The organism is Pseudoalteromonas sp. SCQQ13, assembly GCF_015864415.1.
In the GTDB taxonomy this organism is placed as follows: domain Bacteria; phylum Pseudomonadota; class Gammaproteobacteria; order Enterobacterales; family Alteromonadaceae; genus Pseudoalteromonas; species Pseudoalteromonas nigrifaciens.
Window position 1 is genome coordinate 246,155 of sequence record NZ_JADYXG010000002.1, and the last position, 23,234, is coordinate 269,388.

At 41.5% G+C, this 23,234-nt stretch carries 20 protein-coding genes; all 20 read right to left on the reverse strand.

The features are described from left to right. Positions 1–45 precede the first annotated feature (45 nt). Positions 46–1,095 carry an ABC transporter ATP-binding protein gene (locus I6F41_RS02855; protein WP_182683887.1) on the reverse strand — a complete coding sequence of 350 codons (1,050 nt, stop codon included), beginning with the start codon at positions 1,093–1,095 and terminating at the stop codon, positions 46–48. Beyond that, a complete protein-coding gene (locus I6F41_RS02860) occupies positions 1,096–2,727 on the reverse strand; it encodes an ABC transporter permease (RefSeq protein WP_197107651.1) in 1,632 nt (543 codons plus the stop codon). Further along, positions 2,728–3,732 carry a Fe(3+) ABC transporter substrate-binding protein gene (locus I6F41_RS02865; RefSeq protein WP_011329308.1) on the reverse strand — a complete coding sequence of 335 codons (1,005 nt, stop codon included), beginning with the start codon at positions 3,730–3,732 and terminating at the stop codon, positions 2,728–2,730. Positions 3,733–4,459: 727 nt separating this feature from the next. Beyond that, positions 4,460–5,887, reverse strand: coding sequence for an NAD-dependent succinate-semialdehyde dehydrogenase (locus I6F41_RS02870; protein ID WP_011329310.1), 1,428 nt, complete (start codon positions 5,885–5,887; stop codon positions 4,460–4,462). 164 nt (positions 5,888–6,051) lie between these two features. Continuing rightward, positions 6,052–6,390 carry an ISC system 2Fe-2S type ferredoxin gene (fdx, locus tag I6F41_RS02875; RefSeq protein ID WP_011329311.1) on the reverse strand — a complete coding sequence of 113 codons (339 nt, stop codon included), beginning with the start codon at positions 6,388–6,390 and terminating at the stop codon, positions 6,052–6,054. Between the two features lie 11 nt (positions 6,391–6,401). Continuing rightward, the gene (hscA, locus tag I6F41_RS02880) at positions 6,402–8,264 is read right to left on the reverse strand and encodes a Fe-S protein assembly chaperone HscA (RefSeq protein WP_011329312.1); all 1,863 of its coding nucleotides are present in this window, start codon (positions 8,262–8,264) and stop codon (positions 6,402–6,404) included. Positions 8,265–8,316: 52 nt separating this feature from the next. Next, on the reverse strand, positions 8,317–8,844 hold the full coding sequence (gene hscB, locus I6F41_RS02885) for a co-chaperone HscB (protein WP_041454584.1): 528 nt from the start codon (positions 8,842–8,844) through the stop codon (positions 8,317–8,319). A 112-nt stretch (positions 8,845–8,956) separates the two neighbouring features. Next, the gene (iscA, locus tag I6F41_RS02890) at positions 8,957–9,280 is read right to left on the reverse strand and encodes an iron-sulfur cluster assembly protein IscA (RefSeq protein ID WP_182683884.1); all 324 of its coding nucleotides are present in this window, start codon (positions 9,278–9,280) and stop codon (positions 8,957–8,959) included. Positions 9,281–9,289: 9 nt separating this feature from the next. Next, positions 9,290–9,673: a Fe-S cluster assembly scaffold IscU gene (gene iscU / locus I6F41_RS02895; protein ID WP_011329315.1), complete on the reverse strand. Its 384-nt coding sequence runs from the start codon at positions 9,671–9,673 to the stop codon at positions 9,290–9,292. A 43-nt stretch (positions 9,674–9,716) separates the two neighbouring features. Further along, positions 9,717–10,934 carry an IscS subfamily cysteine desulfurase gene (locus I6F41_RS02900; protein ID WP_011329316.1) on the reverse strand — a complete coding sequence of 406 codons (1,218 nt, stop codon included), beginning with the start codon at positions 10,932–10,934 and terminating at the stop codon, positions 9,717–9,719. 24 nt (positions 10,935–10,958) lie between these two features. Further along, positions 10,959–11,450, reverse strand: a complete 492-nt coding sequence (gene iscR / locus I6F41_RS02905; RefSeq protein WP_011329317.1) for a Fe-S cluster assembly transcriptional regulator IscR — start codon at positions 11,448–11,450, stop codon at positions 10,959–10,961. Positions 11,451–11,657: 207 nt separating this feature from the next. Further along, a complete protein-coding gene (gene trmJ / locus I6F41_RS02910; RefSeq protein WP_086996586.1) occupies positions 11,658–12,383 on the reverse strand; it encodes a tRNA (cytosine(32)/uridine(32)-2'-O)-methyltransferase TrmJ in 726 nt (241 codons plus the stop codon). Between the two features lie 230 nt (positions 12,384–12,613). Further along, positions 12,614–14,053, reverse strand: a complete 1,440-nt coding sequence (gene tldD, locus I6F41_RS02915; RefSeq protein WP_011329320.1) for a metalloprotease TldD — start codon at positions 14,051–14,053, stop codon at positions 12,614–12,616. Next, positions 14,050–14,877: a carbon-nitrogen hydrolase family protein gene (locus tag I6F41_RS02920; RefSeq protein ID WP_182683883.1), complete on the reverse strand. Its 828-nt coding sequence runs from the start codon at positions 14,875–14,877 to the stop codon at positions 14,050–14,052. The genes tldD and I6F41_RS02920 overlap by 4 nt, the downstream gene beginning before the upstream one ends. Positions 14,878–14,915: 38 nt before the next feature. Beyond that, complete coding sequence (locus I6F41_RS02925) at positions 14,916–18,767, reverse strand: YhdP family protein (RefSeq protein ID WP_182683882.1); 3,852 nt, start codon at positions 18,765–18,767, stop codon at positions 14,916–14,918. Further along, positions 18,767–20,239 (reverse strand): ribonuclease G, encoded by a 1,473-nt coding sequence (rng, locus tag I6F41_RS02930; protein ID WP_011329323.1) that lies wholly within the window; start codon positions 20,237–20,239, stop codon positions 18,767–18,769. The genes I6F41_RS02925 and rng overlap by 1 nt, the downstream gene beginning before the upstream one ends. Before the next feature lies 1 nt (position 20,240). Further along, positions 20,241–20,810, reverse strand: a complete 570-nt coding sequence (locus I6F41_RS02935) for a Maf family protein (RefSeq protein WP_011329324.1) — start codon at positions 20,808–20,810, stop codon at positions 20,241–20,243. Beyond that, the gene (gene mreD / locus I6F41_RS02940) at positions 20,810–21,289 is read right to left on the reverse strand and encodes a rod shape-determining protein MreD (RefSeq protein WP_089368784.1); all 480 of its coding nucleotides are present in this window, start codon (positions 21,287–21,289) and stop codon (positions 20,810–20,812) included. The genes I6F41_RS02935 and mreD overlap by 1 nt, the downstream gene beginning before the upstream one ends. Next, entirely contained in the window at positions 21,282–22,124 is an 843-nt protein-coding gene (mreC, locus tag I6F41_RS02945; protein WP_197107652.1) for a rod shape-determining protein MreC, read from the reverse strand. Before mreC ends, mreD begins: the two co-directional genes overlap by 8 nt. Further along, complete coding sequence (locus I6F41_RS02950; RefSeq protein WP_011329327.1) at positions 22,124–23,167, reverse strand: rod shape-determining protein; 1,044 nt, start codon at positions 23,165–23,167, stop codon at positions 22,124–22,126. The genes mreC and I6F41_RS02950 overlap by 1 nt, the downstream gene beginning before the upstream one ends. Positions 23,168–23,234: the final 67 nt, after the last annotated feature.

Consider the following 23,234-nt stretch of genomic DNA (forward strand, 5'->3'; position numbering starts at 1 on the left):
TTCCTTAGCTTATAAATAGATAAACACAGCGAATAACAAATTAATTTATGATTCGAAAAAATTCACCGTGTGGGGTTTTATTTTTATTATAACCTGCTCATTTTGAACAAATGACTGGCCATATTGCGCTGCAACTTCTATTTCTTGTTGTGCAATAACTACAGTGTAAACATAAGCCGAACCAATAAAACGACTGCTTAATATGGTGGCGCGTTCACTATGGCTATCTTTTTTATTGTCGCTCCTTAGCTCTATTTGATGAGGACGCACATATATTTTTCCTATATTAGCCTGATGCTGGTGCGCAATAACCGACTCAACTAGGCCAAAAGCGGTTTTATATTCAGTTGCTGTTAACACTTCTGCGCTTAAGTATATGCCCTGACCCAGAAACTCTGCAACCTCCTTTGAGCTTGGTTTAGCAAAAAGCTGTTCTGGGGTGCCCTGCTGAGCTATTTTACCCTGGTGCATAATAGCCAGCGTGTCTGCAAATGCAAAAGCCTCTTCCTTTGAGTGGGTAACAAATACTGCCGACACTTGTTGAGTTTTAATTATGCGGCGAATATCGGCAATTAATTCAAAGCGTACTTGAGTGTCTATATTCGAAAACGGCTCATCAAGTAATAGTAAACTTGGTTTGTAAGCAAGTGCACGCGCAATCGCCACGCGCTGTTGTTGCCCACCCGATAACTGATGCGGATACCTGTCGGCGCAGCCAACTAAATGCACCAGCTTAAGCATTTCATCAACGCGCTGTTGCTTTTGCTCTTTACTCATTTTACTTAAGCCAAAAGCAATATTATGTGCCACGGTTAAATGCGGGAATAACGCATAATCTTGAAACATCATGCCAATATTACGATGCTCTGGCGAGATAAATGTATTGGCGTTACTCACCAGCTTGCCATCGATAAACACGCTTCCTTGTTGCGTTTCTATTAGCCCTGCAATTGCTTTTAAGGTGGTGGTTTTACCACAACCACTGGCACCTAACAAACACACTATTTCGTTTTTACCTATGGTTAAATTTAGCTCGTGAATAACCTTAGTACCGTTATATTGATAGCTCACGCCTTGTAAAATCAAACTACTCATTTAACTACGTTGCTCCATAGAACGGTTAATAAAATACAGAGGGATAAATCCAACCAGCACAATAAATAATGCCGATATAGAAGCCAGCTCTAATTGCTCATCACTCACATACTGAAACACATGCGTAGCTAAGCTTTCAAAATTAAACGGCCTAAGTAACAAAGCCGTAGGTAGCTCTTTCATGCATTCAATAAACACCAGCAAAGCCGCAGTAAGCAACCCGCGTCTAAGTAGGGGTAAATGCACCAAACGTAACGTATGGCCTTGGCTTTTGCCCATAGATTGGCTAGCCATGTCGAGAGAGGGGCTAATGCGTAAAAAGCTCGACTCAATCGCGCCATGTGCTACTGCGTAAAAACGCACTACATAAGCAAAAATAATGGTAAATACACTGCCAGTGAGTAACAAGCCTATATTTAAGTCGTATGGCTCAAGCACACGGTTTACAGTATTTTCTAACAGCGTAAGCGGTAATAGCACCGCAATAGCCAGTACTGTTCCTGGTAAAGCGTAGCCGGTGCTAGCTAATCGCCCCGGAATAAGTGGATAGCTTTGCTTGGCTATACGTTGATAAAACACCACTAATACACTAAGTAACAGCGTTACTACGCTTACTACTATAGCTACCTTTAAACTTTGCCACGCATAGCTAAAAAACTCACTACTCCATGCTTGATCAAAATAAACAATGGCGTACTTTATTAACACAGCAATAGGTATAACAAAGGCAACAATTAAAATCACACTGCAAAATAGCGTTGCCAGCCAAGCCGACTTGCCTTTTAATATATAAAGCGCTTCACTATTTATACCCGACTGACGCTCAAACACCGCTTGATTACGGCGACTAAAGCGCTCCGCCATTAAGGCTAAAAACAATAGTAATAACATCACGCCCGATATTTTAGCTGCAGCGGTTAACGAGTAATAACCAAACCAAGTATCGTATACGGCAGTGGTTAACGTGCTTACAGCAAAGTAGCTTACTGTGGCAAAGTCAGCCATGGTTTCCATACTAATTAGCGCTAGCGCAGCTACAATTGCGCCGCGCGATAACACTAAGCTCACCCTAAAAAAGCTCTGCCACGACGACAGCCCCATTAACTGGCTAGCCTGTACTAACTTAAAAGACTGCTCACGCAAGGCTGTTTTAAAAATTAAATATAAATAGGGATAAAGCACCAGTGCAAGCATTACAATAGCGCCGGGCAAAGTGCGTATATCAAAAAACCAGTAATCATCCGGCGATTGCCACCCAAACCAGTCTCTGAGAGTATTTTGTACTGGGCCTGCGTAATCAAGCAAGTCGGTATAAACATAGGCAATAATATAGGTAGGCATAGCCAGTGGCAGCATTAACGCCCATTCAAACTGTTTTTTACCCGGGAACTGGCAATAAGCGGTTAGCCAGCCAAGTGGTAAGGCAATAGCACAGCTTAGTACACACACACCTAAAATAAGTAATACGGTATTAGAAATGTAATCCCACAGCACTGTATCCCAAAGATGCGAAAACACCTCTGAGTTACCTTGTAGAGATTCAAATAGCAGAAAAAACAATGGGGTCGACAGTAATAATCCTGTCGACCATGCAAAAAGCTGCCATTTAGACAGCTGAAATTTATAAGTCATTTAAAGATCGAATTTCACCTCATCAATTAGCCTTAACGCTAACGGACGATATTTACTAATTTCATCAAGTGGTAAGCTATCTTCTTTAAAGCTTCCCCAAGATGCAACTAAACTTGATAATTCTACGCCTGGCTTAACCGGATATTCCATATTAATTGAAGCGTACATGTTTTGCGCTTTATTGTCGGTCATATACTCTAGGAGTTTCAAGGCATTTTCAGGGTTTTTAGCGTATTTTGTAATAACTGCACCCGACACATTTATATGCGAGCCGCGATTGATTTGGTTCGGAAAGTTAATATTTACCGCTTGTGCCCATTCTTTTTGGGTTTCATCTTGCAGCATTTTACCTAAATAGTAACTATTGCCAAATGCAAGATCGCACAACCCTTCTTTTACTGCTTTTACTTGCGCTCTATCGTTACCTTGTGGTTTACGCGCTAAATTTGCTTTAACCCCCTCAAGCCATACTTTGGTATCTGCTTCACCATGGTGTGCAATCATGGATGCAACTAAACCCAAATTATACGGATGTTTACCAGAGCGAGTACATATTTGCCCTTTATATTTTGGATCGGCCAAATCTTCATAAGTCAGCTCAGGTAGCGCGCCCACACGCTCTTTTGACGAGTAAACATTACGTACTCGCTTAGTAAGTGCCACCCACTGGCCGTCGCCATCACGAAATGCCGCAGGCACATTGTTATTAATTGCTTCGCTACTAATAGTTTGCGTTAAATCTAAATCTTCAAGTTGGATTAAGGCGCTAAAATTAGACGTTAATACTAAATCGGCTTTGCTGTGTTTACCTTCGCGCTTAACGCGCTCTATTAAGCCTTTATTAGCAAACACTACATTTGTTTTAATTCCAGTTTGTTTGGTAAAGTCATCTAAAATTGGTTTTATTAAAAAAGGCTGTCGAAAAGAATAAATATTAACGGACTCAGTTGCAAAAACGGGTGCCGACACAGCCAAACCAACTACAATTGCGAATACTTTTTTCATATTTCCCACCTGAATAATAACTATTATCAATAATTCTACCGTGCCTTACCCAAAAGTGCACACTTTATATAATCTGATCCTGTTAAAATCGCTAAAATAGAAAACCAACGTAAGATATATCCTACAAACGTGACAGCCAATGATGAAAACACAACATGAAAAACCATAACAAACAAAGTAACCAATTGTTTTAATTAAAGTAAGTTATTTTAACTATTACGACTATAGCAATTAATTAGCAACCTATACTTCTTTAAAATATCGTACCGCCTATAATTAACTTAACAACCAAGCAGTGATGCTTAACGAGTAAATGGAAACGGACAACTTACTCGACCAACCAATGATTTAGGTTACTAATACAAAACGGATTTTAGGACAGGCTCTAGGAGAGCAGCACAATGGAATGTCTTAAAGGATAGCATCTGGATGATGCGTAAAGGATAGCAACAAAGGATTTACGTTGTTTTACAGGATGTTGAGGAAATAAAGGATACAGGCAGGAGCGCCTACATTACATAGAACTAAAAAGTAATATTGTAATAACAAGGATTTGTAAGAATTTGGAGTTGATTAAGTTCAATTGCAGGATGCAGAAAATTAGAAGATTCCGCAAGCGCGCCTAGAGATAGAGCGCGCTTTTCTTTGCCTAAAATAAATTGCTCAATGTATTTGTACAGCGCCTTGAAGTTGTTTTACTGCAAGCCGCCAAGAGCATATAAACGGTTTAAATTTTAATACACACGTATTTTTCTTCTAGGTACTCATTTAACCCTTGGTGCCCCCCTTCACGGCCAAGGCCCGATTGCTTAACACCACCAAATGGCGCTACAGGGTTAGAAATAACGCCTTCGTTTACACCAATCATGCCAAACTCAAGACCTTCGCTAATGCGATAAACCTGCTTAATATTTTGGCTGTAAAAATAAGCGGCTAAGCCGTAAGGTACGTCGTTTGCTAGAGTAAGTACTTCGCTTTCATCATCAAAAGGAATAATTGTTAATACTGGACCAAATACTTCTTCATGGTAAATATCCATGTCGGTAGTGACGTTATTTACAATCAACGGGTTTTGAAAGCTGCCACCTAAATCACTGTTATCACCAATCAATACTGCCCCTTTATCTAGTGCGTCTTGTACTAGCTGCTGTACTTTTTCTTTTGCCTTAGGGTAAATAAGCGGGCCGATATCAACATCTGCTGTAAAGCCATTACCGACTTTTAAAGCAGCCACCTTAGGGGTTAGTTTATTTAGTACCGCATCAATAATATTACGCTGAATAAAGATACGGTTTGCAGCAACACAAGCTTGCCCACTATTTCTAAACTTAGCAGCCATTAACCCCTCAATAGCTGCATCGAGGTCTGCATTATCAAAAATAATGAAAGGTGCGTTTCCTCCAAGCTCCATAGAAGTGCGCTTAATAGTACCTGCGCATTGCGCTAATAACTGCTTGCCTACCCCCGTTGATCCGGTAAAAGTAAACTTACGCACTATCTCAGAGTCGGTTAGTATTTTTCCTACTTTTTTAGCGTTTTGCGATACTAAGACGTTAAATGCCCCTTTTTCAAACCCTGCTTGATCGGCTAAATAGGCAAGTGCAATAGCGCATAATGGGGTGTGCTCTGAAGGTTTTAATATAAAACTACAACCGGCTGCATAGGCGGGGGCAACTTTACGCGTAATCATAGCAACAGGAAAATTCCATGGCGTGATCCCTGCAACAACTCCTACAGCCTGCTTAAAGCTGGTTAATCTATGGCTATTGTCGGTAGCAGGTATAACATCGCCATAGCTGCGCTTAGCTTCCTCGGCAAACCATTTTATAAAGCCTGCGCCGTAATCAATTTCGCCCAATGCTTCTTTAAGTGGTTTACCTTGCTCTTTGGTCATTAACTCTGCAAGCGTTTGCTTGTGTTTTATAACTAGCTCATACCAGCGCATCAAGGTTTCGCTTCGCTGCGTAGCATTGGTTGCTTTTAATTTAACAAATGCGCTTTGAGCAGCAACTATTGCATTATTTACACCCTGCTCATCAATATCGCTTACATCAACAATGCTTTTTTCGGTAGCAGGATCATCAACACTAAAGTGTGTGTCTGTTTTATAAAATTCACCATTAATAAACGAGTCAGAAAAAATAAGATTACTCAAAATAAACCTCCAAATTACGTTTAAGGTGTTAGCTTTTAATGCGTGACATAGAGCCAAGGCTAACTTTTTATATAAATCTGCGCGAGGTAAACTCCCGCCTACGGTTTGCAAACAAAAAAGCCGCTGTATTAAACAGCGGCTTTTATTATATTAATCGTTAAAAGCTAGTGCTCTTCATTAACTATATTAACGTTATACTTAGGTATTTCAACCACTAGGTCTTCATCTCTAATAATAGCTTGGCAACCTAAGCGCGACTCTGGCTCTAAGCCCCATGCTTTATCAAGCATATCGTCTTCTAACTCGTCGCTTTCTTCTAGCGAATCAAAGCCTTCGCGGATCACTAAGTGGCACGTGGTACACGCACATGACTTTTCACATGCGTGAGCAATGCTAATCCCATTTTTAAGGGCAACATCAAGAACCGTTTGACCACTAGGTGCTTCAATTGCAGCGCCATCTGGACACAATTCTGGATGGGGAAGAAAAATAATTTGTGGCATTCTAATCTCTCTTAAATATTGTCTACTGACTGCCCAGTAAGAACTTTTTTAATTGATGCATCCATTCTGCGTGCGGCAAAATCGCTGCTGGCGTTATCCATTTTTTCAATCGCGGTTTTAATCTCGTTTGGTTGCTGCGCATTCTCACGCACTTTTACCAACTCTGCAATTTCAGCTCGTAAATATGCTAGTTGCGCTTCGTCAAGTAAACCACTGTCACTCGCAAGTGATGCCTCTAGTGCTTCAATTACACGTAGTGCTTCTACTTGTTGCTCTTTGAGCATACGCGCTTGCATATCGCCTTTAGCGTTGCTCATTGACTCTTTTAGCATATTAGAGACTTGGTCGTCTGATAAACCAAATGACGGTTTAACTTGAATATCTGCTTGTACGCCTGTCGATTTTTCCATTGCCGATACGCTAAGTAAACCATCGGCGTCTACTTTAAACGTAACCCGAATATGTGCAGCACCCGCAGTCATTGGCGGAATACCTTTTAAACTAAACTTAGCAAGAGAGCGACAATCGTCTACCAATTCGCGCTCACCTTGTAGTACGTGCAACGACATGGCTGTTTGGCCATCTTTAAAAGTAGTAAACTCTTGGGCACGTGCTACTGGAATAGTGGTATTACGTGGAATAATTTTTTCCACCAAGCCACCCATAGTTTCAAGACCTAGCGATAGTGGTAATACGTCGAGTAACAACATATCTGAATCAGGTTTATTACCTATTAACACGTCTGCTTGCAACGCAGCGCCTAGCGCTACAACGCGATCGGGATCAATTGACGTTAGTGCTTCTTTATTAAAAAACTCACTAACTTGGCTGCGTACTAATGGCATGCGAGTAGAGCCACCCACCATAATTACTTGCAGCACTTCTTCGTTCTCAATACCAGCATCTTTTACAGCACGGCGACAAGAACGAAGCGTTTTTTTAACGAGTGGTATCGCAAGCTCGTCAAGTTTTTCGCGGGTCACTTCAACCATGTGTTTCTCATCATCAAACTCAAGCCCAACATTAACAGTTGAGTATTGGCTTAATGCTTCTTTACAGGCTTTAGCTTTATTAATAAATAAGCGCAGTACCGCTGGAGATAAAGTGGTTACACCCGTTTGCTGCTTTAAGTAATCAACAATCAGTGAGTCAAAGTCATCGCCGCCTAGGCTTGAATCGCCACCGGTAGCTAATACTTCAAATACACCTTGGTGCAAGCGCAAAATTGATATATCGAAGGTGCCACCGCCTAAATCGTAAACAGCAATAATACCTTCTTGACCCGAGTCTAAACCATAAGCAACAGCGGCTGCCGTTGGCTCGTTTAATAATCGCAGTACGTTAATACCTGCAAGTTCAGCGGCATCTTTTGTACTTTGGCGCTGAGCGTCATCAAAGTATGCCGGTACAGTAATAACTGCACCTAATATTTCTTGATTACCAAAGCTTTGTTCTGCACGGGCTTTTAATGCAGCTAAAATATGGCTAGATGCTTTAACTGGGCTGATTTTTCCAGCAGCTGTTTCTATGGCAAGTGCACCATCGTGCTGACAAAATTGATACGGTAGTTGCCCATAGCTTTGTTCTATTTCTGCTTGGGTTTTACCTAAAAAGCGCTTAACTGAAATTAGCGTATTAACGGGATCTTGCGTTGCTGATTTTACAGCTTCGCTGCCTACAGTGATCCCACCCGCCTGATAGCGCACTACCGAAGGAAGCATTGCTTCACCTAAGTCATCTGTTAAGGTGCGTGCTTCGCCACTTTGTACCGTGGCTACCAATGAGTTAGTTGTACCTAGGTCAATACCTATGGCTAGTTTATGTTCATGTGGTGCCGCGCTCTGCCCCGGCTCAGCAATTTGCAATAATGCCATAATATTTTTTAAACTCGCTTTACCTTGCTTTATAAATTAGCAAGTTAGGTGATTAGTCATCAAATAAACTGTCTTCAATACGCTCTAGTTCGTCACGTAGTTTATAAACAAATTTTAGTTTACGAACATTATCTGCAGCAGCTTGGTATTGCTGCTCGTCGTTACTTGCTAATTGCTGTGCAAGTTGTGCACTGTATTGTTCGTTAAGTTGCTTGATTTGCTTTTCAAAATTAGCGATTGCAGTGTCAGGATCGCTCGCTGACGTTAGCTCTTCTAACTCTTCGCGAAGTTCCATTTGCTGCATTAAAAATGCCGGATCTTGCAAGGTTTGTTGCTCAGCACGAATATCGACACCCAACTCACTTAACATATATTCGGCACGCTTTACTGGGTGCTTTAATATTTGTAGTGCGTCGTTAATTTCTGCGGCGCTTTGCACGGCCATTAATTTATCGCGACTGCTGGCGTTGGCATGGCGATCGGGGTGCACTGCACGCTGTAGCTCTAAGTAGTGCTTGTTAACTATTACTAAATCAATATTGTAGTCAACTGGTATTGCAAATAACTCAAAATAGCGCATAACTTCAACCAATAATATTCAGAAATTAATTTCAAAAATAACAAAGCCCTACGTTTATTGGCAGGGCTTGTTTTATACCCAAGTAACTTAGGTATTCAAAACACGTTTAAATTTAAACGGTAAAGCTTTCGCCACAACCACACTCGTCAGCTTGATTAGGGTTAGTAAATTTAAACCCTTCATTCAAGCCTTCTTTAGTGTAATCGAGCTGCGTGCCGTCAATGTAAACTAAGCTTTTAGCATCAACAATTAAGGTAACGCCTTTTGCTACAAATGTTTTGTCGTCGTCGTTTAGCTCGTCAACAAACTCAAGTACATAGGCAAGACCTGAACAGCCCGTCGTTTTAATGCCAACGCGCAGGCCTAAACCTTTACCGCGATTTGCTAAAAATGATTGTACGCGGTTTGCTGCCGCATCTGTCAATGTCACTGCCATGGAACTCTCTTACTTCGCTTGTTTACTTTTATAATTTGCAATTGCTGCTTGAATTGCATCTTCGGCTAAAATTGAACAGTGAATTTTCACTGGTGGTAACTCTAGCTCTGCACTTATATCAGTATTTTTAATAGTCGCTGCTTGCTCTAGTGTTTTGCCTTTAACCCACTCTGTTACCAGTGAAGATGAAGCAATTGCACTACCACAACCATACGTTTTAAATTTTGCATCTTCGATAATACCATCGGCAGATACTTTAATTTGTAACTTCATTACGTCACCACATGCTGGTGCGCCTACCATACCCGTTGCCACTGACGGATCATTTTTGTCTAAAACACCTACGTTACGTGGGTTTTCTACGTGGTCGATTACTTTATCACTGTAAGCCATAATTCTATCCTCACTACCTGCTAGGTATGTACTCGCACTATTATTAGTGGTGAGCCCATTCAACTGAATCTAAATCAATACCTTCTTGATGCATCTCCCAAAGTGGAGACATTTCACGTAGGCGACCGATAGAGTTTTTCATTAATTCAACGGTGTAATCAATCTCTTCTTCGGTGGTAAAACGACCAATACTAAAACGAATTGAGCTATGTGCTAATTCGTCGTTACGGCCAAGTGCACGTAAAACATAAGAAGGCTCTAAGCTTGCTGACGTACAGGCTGAACCTGACGATACTGCAATGTCTTTTACTGCCATTAGTAACGACTCACCTTCAACAAAGTTAAAGCTGATATTTACAATGCCTGGTACTGATTGGTCTTGTGTACCGTTAAAGTACACTTCTTCCATATCACTCATAATACCGTCAATTAAGCGCTTACGTAGGGCGCTTATATGTGCATGGTCTTTTTCGAAATCTTGCTTAGCAACTCTAAACGCTGTACCCATACCCACTAACTGATGCGTAGCAAGTGTGCCAGAGCGCATACCACGTTCGTGGCCGCCACCGTGCATTTGTGCTTCTAAACGAGCGCGCGGTTTACGACGAACGTAAAGTGCACCAACACCTTTAGGACCATATACTTTGTGGCCTGAGAACGACATAAAATCAACTTTAAGCTGTTGTACGTCAATTAATACTTTACCTGCGCTTTGCGCTGCATCTACGTGGAACATAATTTTACGTTCGCGACACATTTCGCCAATTGTAGCGATATCTTGAATTACACCTAGCTCGTTATTAACATGCATGATGCTTACAAGTACGGTGTCGTCACGCATAGTGTCGGCAAGTTTTTGTAAATCAAGTAGGCCGTTTTCTTCAACGTCCATATAGGTTACTTCAAAACCTTGACGCTCAAGCTCACGACACGTGTCGATTACAGCTTTGTGCTCAGTTTTAGCGGTAATAATATGCTTACCTTTCTTTTTGTAAAACTGTGCTGCGCCTTTTATTGCTAGGTTATTTGATTCAGTTGCACCCGAAGTGAAAACAATTTCACGTGGGTCTGCATTAATTAAATCAGCAACATCGGTACGTGCTTGATCAACCACTTCTTCAGCTTGCCAACCAAACCTATGTGAACGTGACGCAGGATTACCAAAATTACCGTCCATTGTCAGGCATTGCATCATTTCTTTGGCAACACGTTCGTCAACAGGCGTGGTTGCTGCGTAATCTAAATAAATCGGTAACTTCATTTCTCTCTCCGCTGCAGGTCAACCTTAAAGTTGACAGCTTACTTGAATATTTTCCAACTGCTTAATTGCATCATTAACACTGTTATCTTGGCGTAATGCGATTTCTTTCACATCAGATTTCTCTACCAATTCAGCAAGGGTAATATTATCTAAAAATTCTTCTATTCGTGCGCTTAATTCTGACCACAAATTGTGAGTTAAACAGCGCATACCACTTTGGCAACCTATATCACTTTTTTGGCAACGTGTTGCATCAACTGACTCATCTACTGCATTTATCACATCACCAACAGAAATAGCGTCCGCTTTACGCCCCAATAAATAACCACCGCCAGGGCCGCGAACAGAGCTTACCAAACCGTTTTTACGTAAACGGGCAAACAACTGTTCAAGGTAAGACAAAGAAATTTCTTGTCGCTGTGAAATATCAGCAAGGGCAACAGGACCTACACCTGTGTGCAGTGCAACATCCAGCATAGCTGTAACGGCATACCTGCCTTTTGATGTTAACTTCATAACGCCCTCCGCACAAAAGAGTGCAAATTTTAATTACCAGAGTAAATTAGTCAAGTATTAAAACTTAAAACCAGTTCTTAGCTAAACACGTAATACCTGAGTGTTTTACTCAAGTATTACGTCCTATTGTAATTACCTGAGTAATTTAGTCAAGTATTAGCGCGTTATTTAATCGTAGCTTGTTATAACTAATTGCTATAACCATTATTATTTAGGTATCGACTTATTTATAGAGGTTAAAATACCACGTAAAATGTTCATTTCAGCATCTTCAGGGCGAGCACGATTAAACATACGACGTAATTTGGTCATAACCATGCCTGGGTGCTGCTTAATGATAAACCCAGTATTAAACAGTGTCTCTTCAAGATGCCCATAAAATAACTCAGTTTGTTTTGAGCTAGGGTAAACGGTGTCATCTTCTTCGGCTATTTTAGGTTGCTGATTTAAAAACGCCATTCGCGTTTCGTAGCATAATGTCTGCACTGCCATAGCTAAATTAAGCGAGCTGTACTCTGGATTTGCCGGAATACATACATGATAATTGCAAAGCTGTAATTCATCGTTGCTCAAGCCGCTATTTTCACGACCAAACACCAAAGCTACCGGACCATTAGCTGCTTCGCTTACTAGCTTTTCACCACATTCACGTGGCTCAACCATAGGCCAAGATAGTGTGCGAGAGCGCGCACTCGTGCCAATAGTTAACGCGCAATCGGCAATTGCATCAGCAACAGTATCAACAATCACAGCATTACCTAAAACATCACTTGCTCCAGCGGCTAATGCACTGGCATGACTGTCGATTTCACACGCTGGGTCGACTAAATAAAGCTTTGATAAGCCCATGGTTTTCATGGCGCGAGCCGCCGAGCCAATATTACCTGAGTGTGATGTGTTAACTAAAACAACGCGAATATCATCTAAGATCATTGCTGTGCTACTTTGTTTGCTGCAAAAAATTGCGCAAATTCTACCATGTAATTAAAAACACGGCTACGATAAGCGCAGCCGTGAATAGGGTTCAGCTCAAAATACAAACCATGTTTAGGTTTATATACCAGCTTATTTAAAGCACACACTTAGTGATCGCAAGCCAACATCCTTTGCTTATGTCCAAACACTGCGCTGCTTTTATCTTTTATTAAATCAAATAGCAGTACTTAAGCTGTTCCGCCTACTGTTAACTTGTCTATTTTCAAACTAGGTTGACCCACCCCAACAGGGACGCTTTGGCCGTCTTTACCGCACACGCCAACGCCTTTATCAAGCGCAAGGTCGTTACCTACCATAGATATTTGCTGCATTACTTCTGGGCCGTTACCTATTAAGGTTGCGCCTTTAATTGGTTGGGTAATTTTACCGTTTTCGATTAAATAGGCTTCTGATGCGCTAAATACAAATTTACCTGACGTTATATCAACTTGTCCGCCACCAAAATTAGGCGCAAACACGCCTTTTTTAACACTACTGATAATATCTGCTTGGCTGTGCTCACCGCCTAACATGTAAGTATTGGTCATGCGTGGCATAGGTAAATGTGCGTACGATTCACGGCGTGCGTTACCCGTTGGGCTAACGCCCATTAGGCGCGCGTTCATTTTATCTTGCATGTAGCCTTTTAAAATACCGTTTTCGATAAGTACGTTATAGGCCGCAGGTGTGCCTTCGTCGTCTACGTTAAGTGAGCCACGACGATCAGCCATAGTGCCATCATCAACCACAGTACATAGCTCAGACGCTACTTTTTGCCCTACTTTTCCGCTAAACGCCGATGCGCCTTTACGGTTAAAGTCGCCCTCTAGGCCGTGGCCTACGGCTTCGTGTAATAATACACCTGGCCAGCCATTTCCTAGCACCACTTCCATGGTTCCGGCTGGCGCATCAATGGCTTCTAGGTTTACCTTTGCTTGGCGTACTGCCTCTTCTGCAAACTCCATCCAACGTGGTTTACCCTCTACTAACTCTTTAAAATAACCATAATCTAAACGCGCACCACCACCGGCTCCACCGCGTTCACGACGACCATTTTTCTCAAGTAGTACTGAACAATTTAAACGAATAAGTGGGCGAATATCGGTGGCAAAAGTACCGTCGCTAGCGGCAATAAGTACTTCTTCGTACACGGCCGACATTGAACTTATTACTTGCTCTGCGTCGGGTGCTAGTTCACGAATATAGTTTTCAAGCTCTCGTAACAAATTTACTTTATCAGTATCGCTCATACTTGAAATTGGCTGATGCGGGGCAAACTGCTGCTTTGCAGTTACATCGCTAAATACTTGAATTGATTTATTTTCACCGGCCTCGGCAATACTACGCGCTGCAGTTGCGGCTTTATTAAGTGCTTCAAGGGTGATTGCATCTGAGTACGAAAAACCGGTTTTTTCGCCGCTTACTGCGCGTACACCTACGCCTCGTTCAACATTGTATGAACCTTCTTTTACTAAGCCGTCTTCAAGTACCCATGATTCATGGTGACTTGATTGAAAGTATAAATCAGCGTAATCCACCTTATGTTGATGAATGTAGGCGAGCGTTTTTTCGAGTTCTTCTCGATTTAGCTGGCTGTCGTGTAATAAATGCTGTTCAACCGTATTCATAATAAATGCTCTCTAAATCGTTGATGAGATTGCACTGGCATATCTCGTCGAATTTTGTGTAATTGCTTTAAATCTAACGTGGCGCTTATAAAACCTGTGCCCGTGGGCAACTCACTTAATGTATCTCCCCAAGGAGACAGAACTATACTGTGGCCATAGGTTTGGCGGCCATTTTCATGTGCTCCATATTGCGCTGCAGCAATCACATAACACTGTGTTTCTATTGCACGAGCCGCCAATAAAGGTTGCCAATGGGCTTGTCCGGTCACTACCGTAAAGGCGCTAGGGACTAATATAACTTCTGCACCTTGGCGTACAAGTTGAGTATATAAAGTACTAAAACGCAGATCATAACATACTGTTAAGCCTATTTTACCAAAGGGAGAGTCGACAACAACAACTTCATTTCCTGCTTGAGTAAAGTCTGATTCTCGATAGCTGGCTGTTGAATCGTCAACTGTTACATCAAATAAATGCATTTTATTGTAGCTGGCAACTAGCTCACCTTGAGCATTAAATAAGTGCGACGCGGCGTAATATTTATTGTCGTTATAAGGCTCTGGCATAGTACCAGCGCTTAACCAAATATTATGCAATTGGCACAGCTCGCTTAACTGCTGCTTATAACGCTCTGCATGCTTAGCCACTTTTAAGGTATCGTTACCCGATTTACTAAACACTAAAAAGGCTTCAGGCAAGCACACTAATAGTGGCCTTGTAGTGGGTAATTGTTGTAACTGATTAACTAGCGTTTGTATGTTTTGCTTAGGATCAACCCCTGAGCACATTTGCAGAGCAATAATTGTCGGAATTGCTTCACTCATAAGGTAGCACTCATTAGCTATTTCTCATTGGTTATTTCTCATTGGGTAACGCTCACCTCAGCGTCTTTTAGTTTAAGCTTTGTTGCTGCTTGAGGCTGATTTTGCGCCGCTTGTGGTAGCGTTACTTCACGACTTTTACGGTCAAGTTCTTGTACTTGCGGGTCATTCATTTTACCGGTTACTTTAAAGTTTATTTCGGAAATAACGCGCGCCGAGTGAATCACTTTATCTATAGCAAGCGCAGCAAGGCCGGTAACGGGGTTAACCATCCAAGCTACTATTATAGGTATGCTGGAGGTTACTTGCGGCGCAACCGCTAGGTCGTAGTCTATTTCTAGGGTATTTAAATTAGCATAACCTTTAATGGTTAAGTCGGCTGGTACACCATCCATTTTAGTATCTTGAGTGTAGGCAATGCCTTTATCAAGCTGCATTGTGCCTTGCATGCTGTTATAAAAAAAACCTTTGGAAAACACATCTCTAAAATCGAGTTTTAATTTACGCACTAGTGAATCTAGGCTCAGTAACGAGAACACCCGCGCGCCACCATCACTTACCTCGGTTAAATGTCCTTCGCCTAAACGCCAATCAATATTGCCCGAAAGACTTGCTACATCAAGGTTATACGGGGCTGCTTGCCATGCAAGATTATAGTTAATGGTTGCGTTTGAATCTTTAATTGCGGTGGTTAAGTCAAACTCATTAAATAATGCGCCTATATCCTCACTTTTAAGCTCACCGCTGAGTTGCGTTTGGCCATTTTGCCACTGCCCATGGGTGCGTAAAATATGATCGTTCTTATCAACCACTAACTCAGAAATAACAAGCCGTTTACCATCCCCCAATAAAGACGCGCTTACTTTACCTAACTGATACTGACTCACCTTACAGTCGCCACATTCAAATTCTATTGCGGGTAGCTGAGTAAGCCAGCTTACGTCATCGGCTGTTTCTGTGCTTGCAACTGGCTTAACATTTGTTGGTTCAATAAAGTTAACCCTTAAATAATCGCTATTAATTCGAATCGGCTGGCTGGCTTGCGAGATAGGAATTAGCACCCCTGCACGCAATTCTTTAGCATTTAACTTTAGGTATAAATCGTTTTGGGTAGGTGCTAAGCGCATTTCAAAGTCATTAAATTGCACGTCACTAATATTAAGTTTTTCTATATTAGCAAGTACTTCATGCAGTGGTGGCATAACACTAGCTGATGCTTGCTCTGAGCCTTGCTTAGATACATTTATAATTTGCTCAATTAACTCTAGCCACGGAAGCAAATCGGTTTGTGGTAAATTAATACTAACCGCTAAATCTTTTTTATTAAGCCCTAAATCATTTTTACCGATAACAAAATGAGCATTGTTAAAGTGGGTGTTGGCGTTATCTAAAATGGCGTTAAAATAAAATAGCTGCTTTATATTAGCGGTAATTAAGTTAGATATATTATCGCCTTGAATAACTGCATTGAGTGGCCATGGTTGCTCGCTGCTTTTAGCATAGTCACCCGGTAAAGTACTGCTTAAACCAATTAATGACGAGGTTACTTGCGCACGATAATCAAACCCTTGCTCGGTAAAATTAAGCACTAAACCAATATCGGCTGCACTTTTCCCGCTAAGGTAGTTTTTTAATAACCCTTGGCCGCTCGCAATAAGAGTCTCGGCATCTAGCTGCGCTTTTATGTTTATATTGGCGCGATAATCTTGCTCAACACTTTTACTGTCATAGTTAATATTGAGTGGCATGCCCAACCATGTTGCAGTGGCATTAGTGAGGGTTATTTCATTGTTTTTAAAATGCAGCTCGCCGTTTAAGTTATCCAGCTCAATGCCTGGAGTCGCAATATAAACAGGTAAGTCTATTAAATTTACTTTGCCGCTCACACTTGCACCATTAGCAAATTTAGAACCAATTAACAGCTCTATATCTGCACTAGCTTCGCCTTTACCTTGCACAATTTTAAAAATTTCAGCAAGCGGGCTGGCAAGTGGCGTGGCCGCAAAAAAGTCGTGCATTTTTTCAAGCTCGGCTTGCTTATCTATTTTAACTACTAGCTCATCGGCATGCATTAAATCGCTAATGCTAACGCGTACACTACTGCCCACAGCTAAATTTACTAACTTGCCTTGCTGGCTATAAATATCCATGCGCTCGTTGGCAAAATGTAACTGGGCGCTGGCGTTAGTAACTGCAGGCCAGTCGGGATCAAACTGATAAGTGGCGTTATCTATTTGTGCTAACACATCAAACTGCCCAGAGCCGTCACTAAATGGAAAGCCTGTTAGCGGGCCTGCAAAAAGCACTTGTGCTTTTGACACTTCACCGCCTTTTATAGCGCCATTTAAATAGCTAACTAATTCAGGGCTCATCGCTTTTAAAGGAAAATAATGCCCAGCAATACTCGCGTCGGGTGCAAATGCTTCGGCGTATAAATCTAAACGCGGTTCGTCGCCTAAGCTAAGCTGCATTTCTGCAGCAAAGGTTACTTCATCATTATTAAACCAAATATTGTCACTACTAATGTGCCAAGCATTACTGCGCTTGGCTAAATTGAGCTCTATATTTAATTGCTCATAATCTATATTTTGGCTAAAACTATCACCGGTAATTAGGCTGTTATTTTCACCAAACAGGGTAATTCGCCCGTATTGCTGATTAACCAGAGCACTAACTCGCAGTTCTTGTGCGGCAGGTATTGCGTGCTGCTCTTGCCAGCCAATATTATCGGCTTCAAACCACAGCTGCCATTGCTCACTATTGGTATAGTCTAAGTAAGCTTGCTTTATTTGCCCACTAGGTTGGCGCTGTAAAAATGGCGTTAGGTTATTAAAGTTAGTCAGCTCGGCTAAATCGCTAAGTAGCGCTATATCAACTTGCTGTAACCAAATTTTATTTTGCTTACCCAGCAGTGCCTCAAACTCTAAACTCGGCCAGCTTTTATCATTACTATTAAACGCTAAACCCGTGCTTTTCAACCGCCAGCTTTTTTGTTCAGGAAATAAATGAAATCCCCCTTCGCTTAGGCTCAGCTGTTGTTTCTCTCCAGCCAACTCCCAACGTGCAAAACTAGGTAACCACTGTACTTTAACATCACTCACTAAACCTTGATTAAGCTCTAACCAAGCTTGTAAGTTTATGTTGCTGTGCAGTTGCTGTTTTTCGGTATTAATATATTGCGCTAACCAGTTAGATACATCTACCTCATTAGCTTGCACATACATGTCGCCTGCCATTTTTTCAATAGTATCGCCTTTGAGTGCTATTCGCGCATCAAAACTTCCCACCGAAATACCCGGTAATGCTAAGCTACCGCTACCTAAATGTTGCTTATTTTGATTTTGCCAAACAATATTCTCTAACAGTAACTTACGCTCAGTACCGTCTTCTAAAATAAAGTTAATGCTGGAGTTTTCTATTGCGAAGTGGCCTGTGTCACCCAAAAATAGCTCTTCTATTAACTCTTTTTGCTCAAACGACACTTCGCCTTCATTTTTGGCAAATAAATTAGCTACTTTAATACTGGTATGAAAGCCATTTATTACAAAGTAGTTTGACTTTAATTGCAGCGTTTTTAAGCTTTCCCACAAGTTAAGCTCTAAACTGGTTTTAGCTATAGTGAGTGCAATAGGTGCAGTTTGGTTGTCTTTAAATGATAGGTTTTCGAGCACTAAAGCAGGCCCGCTACCTTGCCAACTTGCTGAAATAGAGCCGATTGATAAACTAATATCAAACTTGGTATGTAGGTAGTTTTCTATATTATCTTTATAGTCGTTTGCATAAGGTAGGGTATATTTTAAAATAGAAACAGTCACGGCCAGTAACACTAAAATTATGGCACACGTTTGCCATAACTTTCTAAAACAAAAAAAACAGACCGCTTTTGCTTTCATTACATCATTACCACATCAAACTGCTCTTGGCTGTATAAACTCTCAACTTGAATATTGACCTGTTTGCCAATAAATAGTTCTAATTCGGCTAAGTTATGATATTCATCGTTTAGTAATGCTTCACATACCGCTGGCGCGGCATAAACCACAAACTTATCTGCATCGTAAGCACGATTAACCCTCACTATTTCGCGCAGTAATTCGTAGCACACTGTTTCTACTGTTTTTTGTGAACCACGACCAGAACACGCAGGACAAACATCACATAATATATGTTCTAAGCTTTCGCGGGTGCGCTTACGGGTCATTTCTACTAAACCTAATGCCGACAAGCCATTAATATTAGCTTTAGCACGATCTTTTGCTAATGCCGATTCGAGCGAATGCATTACGCGGCGTTTATGATCTTCACTTACCATATCGATAAAATCGATAATAATAATACCGCCTAAATTACGCAGCCTAAGCTGGCGCGCAATAGCAGAAGTTGCTTCAACATTGGTATTAAAAATGGTTTCTTCTAAATTACGATGACCAACAAATGCACCAGTATTAACATCAACCGTGGTCATCGCTTCGGTTTGATCGATAATTAAATAGCCACCCGATTTAAGGGTTACTTTACGATGCAGCGCTTTTTGTATTTCGTTTTCAACATCAAACAAATCAAAAATGGGGCGCTCACCCGGATAATATTCAAGCACTTGCGACAAAATTGGCACAAACTCTTCGGTAAATAATTTAAGCTCTTGGTAGGTTAGTTTAGAGTCAACCCTAATGCGTTCCATGTCTTCGCCCACATAGTCACGTAGCGTTCTAAAAGCAAGGGTTAAGTCTTCATGTAAGATACTGGCTTTACTGGTTTTTTTACGGCGTGACACCACTTTTTGCCACAATTTTTGTAAAAATGCAGCATCGTGCCTTAATTCGGCTTCGCTTGCGCCTTCTGCGGCGGTTCGCACAATAAAGCTGCCGTTTTCATCGCTGTATTCAGCAACGATTTTCTTTAATCTGCCACGCTCTTCTTCTGTTTCTATACGCTGGCTTACGCCAACGTGGGTGGCGTCGGGCATAAACACTAAATAGCGCGAAGGTATGGTAATGTCGGTAGTTAAACGCGCGCCTTTAGTGCCCAGTGGATCCTTTACCACTTGCACCATAATATATTGCCCTTGGCGAACTAACTCACGAATATCTTGTACTTTTTTTATCGGGGTATCGTCAACACCTTCAACAATAGAGGCGCTATTTACAATATCTGAGGCGTGTAAGAATGCAGCTTTTTCAAGGCCTATATCAACAAAGGCGGCTTGCATGCCGGGTAAAACACGGCTAATTTTTCCTAAGTAAATATTACCAACAATCCCTAAATTGCCAATTCGCTCTAATTGTATTTCTTGTAGAACACCGTTTTCTATTAGGGCAACACGGCTTTCACTTGGCGTGACATTAATTAGTAATTCTATACTCATGCTAGCCTCTTAAGAATGTTTGTAATAATTGTTCGGTCTCGTATAAAGGTAAGCCTACTACAGCAAAATAGCTACCCGAAATATGAGTAACAAATCGACCGCCTAAGCCTTGAATACCATATCCTCCTGCTTTATCTTGTGGCTCGCCACTTTGCCAGTAGGTATGTATTTCATCATCGCTGAGGGTTTTAAAAGTAACATTAGTACTTACTACGCAGCTAAGCACCTTATCTGTTGTTGCAAAAGCAACCGCGGTTAATACCTGGTGAGTATTGCCCGACAAGCGCTTTAATGTATGGGTAAAGTCATTTTCATCACAAGGCTTACCTAGCGATTGATTGTCAATAACCACTACGGTATCGCTGCCTAGCACTGGGCGATCGGTATAACCAAGTGCTACACCCGACTGCGCCTTTAAACGCGCTAAGCGCTCTACATAATCATAAGGTAGTTCATTGGGGAGTTGGCTCTCGTCGGCATCAACACTAAACTGTGTAAATTCGATTCCTAGTTGCGTTAAAAGCTCTTTACGGCGAGGCGAGGCAGATGCCAAGTATACGGCGTTGGTCATTATCTGATCCTAAAATGTCTACGGTATTTACGCAGTAATAAAAACACCCATACCCAACTCAACATACCTGTAAGCACAGGCCATAAGTATTGCGGGCTAAAGTACACACCCAATAAAAAGTGATTTAGCCAAAACTGCATTAAGTGATAGAGAGTTAAAAATAAGCCAATTAATAAGCTTTGTTGCCATAGCGAAAAGTTACGGATTTTTTGAAAATTACTGGCGGTAACAAAAATACAGATTGAATAAGTAAGTGAATTAACCCCTAGCGGCGAACCAGAAGCTAAATCTATTAATAAGCCTACAATCCATGCGGTGCCTATATTTAAACGATGTGGCACAGCAAGTGACCAATACATTAATACCAATAGCACCCAGTCAGGACGAAAGGGCTCAAACGAAAACGGTAACGGCATCAAAGCCATTACTAACGCAAAAAAAATGCTCAGTGCAATTAACAACGAATAACGATTAATCATCGCTAACCTGCTCCTGTTGATTTCGCCACAGCACTACTAATAATCTAATACGATCTAGCTGCGCTATGGGTTCTGCATAAACTTGTGCAAACGGCTGGCCTTCATCGCGATTTATTTCAGTAACTACGGCAACGGGGTAGCCCTCCGGAAAGATGCCTCCAAGACCTGAGGTCACTAATACATCGCCAATACGTACATCTAGGCTATGCGGTACATGAGAGAGCTTAGCAACATTAATTTTACCTATGCCTTCAACCACTGTACGCACATCGTTACGTAAGATACGTACCGGCGTAGCGTGGGTAGTGTCGGTCATTAATAACACTCGAGAGGTGGTTGAGCCTACTTTGGTAAGCTGCCCTACTACACCCATATCATCAATTACGGCTTGGCTTTCGCTAAGTCCATTGGTGGTTCCTCGGTTTATAACAACTTGATGGCTATACGGGTTTGAATGAACTGACAGTACTTGCGCAATAATTTTACGATTTGACGGTTTAGCCGATGAGCCTAATAAGGCGCGCAATTTTTGATTCTCTCGGCTCAAAAACTGGTACTGCTGTAGCTGCTCGCTTTGCAGCATTTGCTTTTTTTTCAGCGCTTCATTTTCGGTAAGTAATTGATCGCGGGTATGTAAGCTTTTTGCACCAAAGCTAAATACTTCGTAGGGTAAATTAGCCACATAAATTAATGGGCTAACCAGTGTATTTAAACTAGTACGAACGTTTGTTCCACCTTCGGTGTACTTATCGCCAATAATCAGTATGACACTCAAAAGCACTGCGACAAAGAGTCGCAGTTGCAAGGAAACGGTTTGTGCAAACATTGATTTCATTAGTCGTAACTAAATACATCACCGCCGTGCACGTCTATCATTTCAAGCGCTTTACCACCACCACGGGCAACACATGTAAGCGGATCATCAGCAACCACAACCGGAATACCAGTCTCTTCCATTAATAAACGATCTAAATCTTTTAGTAATGCACCACCACCGGTTAACACCATACCGTGTGCTGAAATATCTGACGCTAGCTCTGGCGGTGATTGCTCAAGGGCAACCATTACAGCACTAACAATTCCCATTAATGGCTCTTGTAGCGCTTCAAGAATTTCGTGCGAGTTTAATATAAATGAGCGCGGTACGCCTTCGGCTAAATTACGGCCACGCACTTCAATTTCGATTGGTTCATCGGTTTTAAAAGCAGAACCAATTTGATGCTTAATATTTTCAGCAGTAGCTTCGCCTATTAGGCTACCAAAGTTACGACGCACATAATTAATAATTGCCTCGTCAAACTTATCGCCACCAATACGTACCGACGAGGAGTAAACTACGCCGTTTAACGAAATAATAGCCACTTCGGTAGTACCGCCACCAATATCAACAACCATAGAACCTGTGGCTTCTGATACCGGTAAACCTGCACCAATTGCCGCAGCCATTGGCTCTTCAATTAAATACACTTCGCGAGCACCCGCTCCCATTGCAGATTCACGTATTGCACGTTTTTCTACTTGGGTTGCACCACAAGGCACACATATAAGTACACGTGGACTTGGACGCATAAAGTTATTGTTATGCACTTGCTTAATAAAATGCTGTAACATTTTTTCGGTAACATAAAAATCGGCAATTACGCCGTCTTTCATTGGTCGAATAGCTTTAATGTTACCAGGCGTACGGCCTAACATCTGCTTTGCTTCAGTACCTACTGAAGCAACGCTTTTAGGCCCACCAGCACGCTCTTGACGAATAGCAACCACTGATGGTTCGTTAAGTACTATGCCTTCTTCTTTTACATAAATGAGGGTATTGGCTGTACCCAAGTCGATCGATAGATCGTTTGAAAAAATACCACGGAGTTTTTTAAACATGAGGCTGGATGACCTTTGAAATACGTTCTTATTTAAGCTGCTTTCACTTTAATACGCTAATATAATG

Bases quoted from the DNA above. Each gene is read 5' to 3' on its own strand.
- I6F41_RS02865 (WP_011329308.1), bottom strand. From the start codon at position 3,732: ATGAAAAAAGTATTCGCAATTGTAGTTGGTTTGGCTGTGTCGGCACCC.
- iscA (WP_182683884.1), bottom strand. From the start codon at position 9,280: ATGGCAGTGACATTGACAGATGCGGCAGCAAACCGCGTACAATCATTT.
- I6F41_RS02920 (WP_182683883.1), bottom strand. From the start codon at position 14,877: ATGAGTGAAGCAATTCCGACAATTATTGCTCTGCAAATGTGCTCAGGG.
- I6F41_RS02860 (WP_197107651.1), bottom strand. From the start codon at position 2,727: ATGACTTATAAATTTCAGCTGTCTAAATGGCAGCTTTTTGCATGGTCG.
- I6F41_RS02855 (WP_182683887.1), bottom strand. From the start codon at position 1,095: ATGAGTAGTTTGATTTTACAAGGCGTGAGCTATCAATATAACGGTACT.
- tldD (WP_011329320.1), bottom strand. From the start codon at position 14,053: ATGAATACGGTTGAACAGCATTTATTACACGACAGCCAGCTAAATCGA.
- iscU (WP_011329315.1), bottom strand. From the start codon at position 9,673: ATGGCTTACAGTGATAAAGTAATCGACCACGTAGAAAACCCACGTAAC.
- mreC (WP_197107652.1), bottom strand. From the start codon at position 22,124: ATGAAATCAATGTTTGCACAAACCGTTTCCTTGCAACTGCGACTCTTT.
- fdx (WP_011329311.1), bottom strand. From the start codon at position 6,390: ATGCCACAAATTATTTTTCTTCCCCATCCAGAATTGTGTCCAGATGGC.
- I6F41_RS02935 (WP_011329324.1), bottom strand. From the start codon at position 20,810: ATGACCAACGCCGTATACTTGGCATCTGCCTCGCCTCGCCGTAAAGAG.
- I6F41_RS02925 (WP_182683882.1), bottom strand. From the start codon at position 18,767: ATGAAAGCAAAAGCGGTCTGTTTTTTTTGTTTTAGAAAGTTATGGCAA.
- I6F41_RS02950 (WP_011329327.1), bottom strand. From the start codon at position 23,167: ATGTTTAAAAAACTCCGTGGTATTTTTTCAAACGATCTATCGATCGAC.
- iscR (WP_011329317.1), bottom strand. From the start codon at position 11,450: ATGAAGTTAACATCAAAAGGCAGGTATGCCGTTACAGCTATGCTGGAT.
- hscA (WP_011329312.1), bottom strand. From the start codon at position 8,264: ATGGCATTATTGCAAATTGCTGAGCCGGGGCAGAGCGCGGCACCACAT.
- mreD (WP_089368784.1), bottom strand. From the start codon at position 21,289: ATGATTAATCGTTATTCGTTGTTAATTGCACTGAGCATTTTTTTTGCG.
- I6F41_RS02900 (WP_011329316.1), bottom strand. From the start codon at position 10,934: ATGAAGTTACCGATTTATTTAGATTACGCAGCAACCACGCCTGTTGAC.
- rng (WP_011329323.1), bottom strand. From the start codon at position 20,239: ATGAGTATAGAATTACTAATTAATGTCACGCCAAGTGAAAGCCGTGTT.
- trmJ (WP_086996586.1), bottom strand. From the start codon at position 12,383: ATGATCTTAGATGATATTCGCGTTGTTTTAGTTAACACATCACACTCA.
- hscB (WP_041454584.1), bottom strand. From the start codon at position 8,844: ATGCGCTATTTTGAGTTATTTGCAATACCAGTTGACTACAATATTGAT.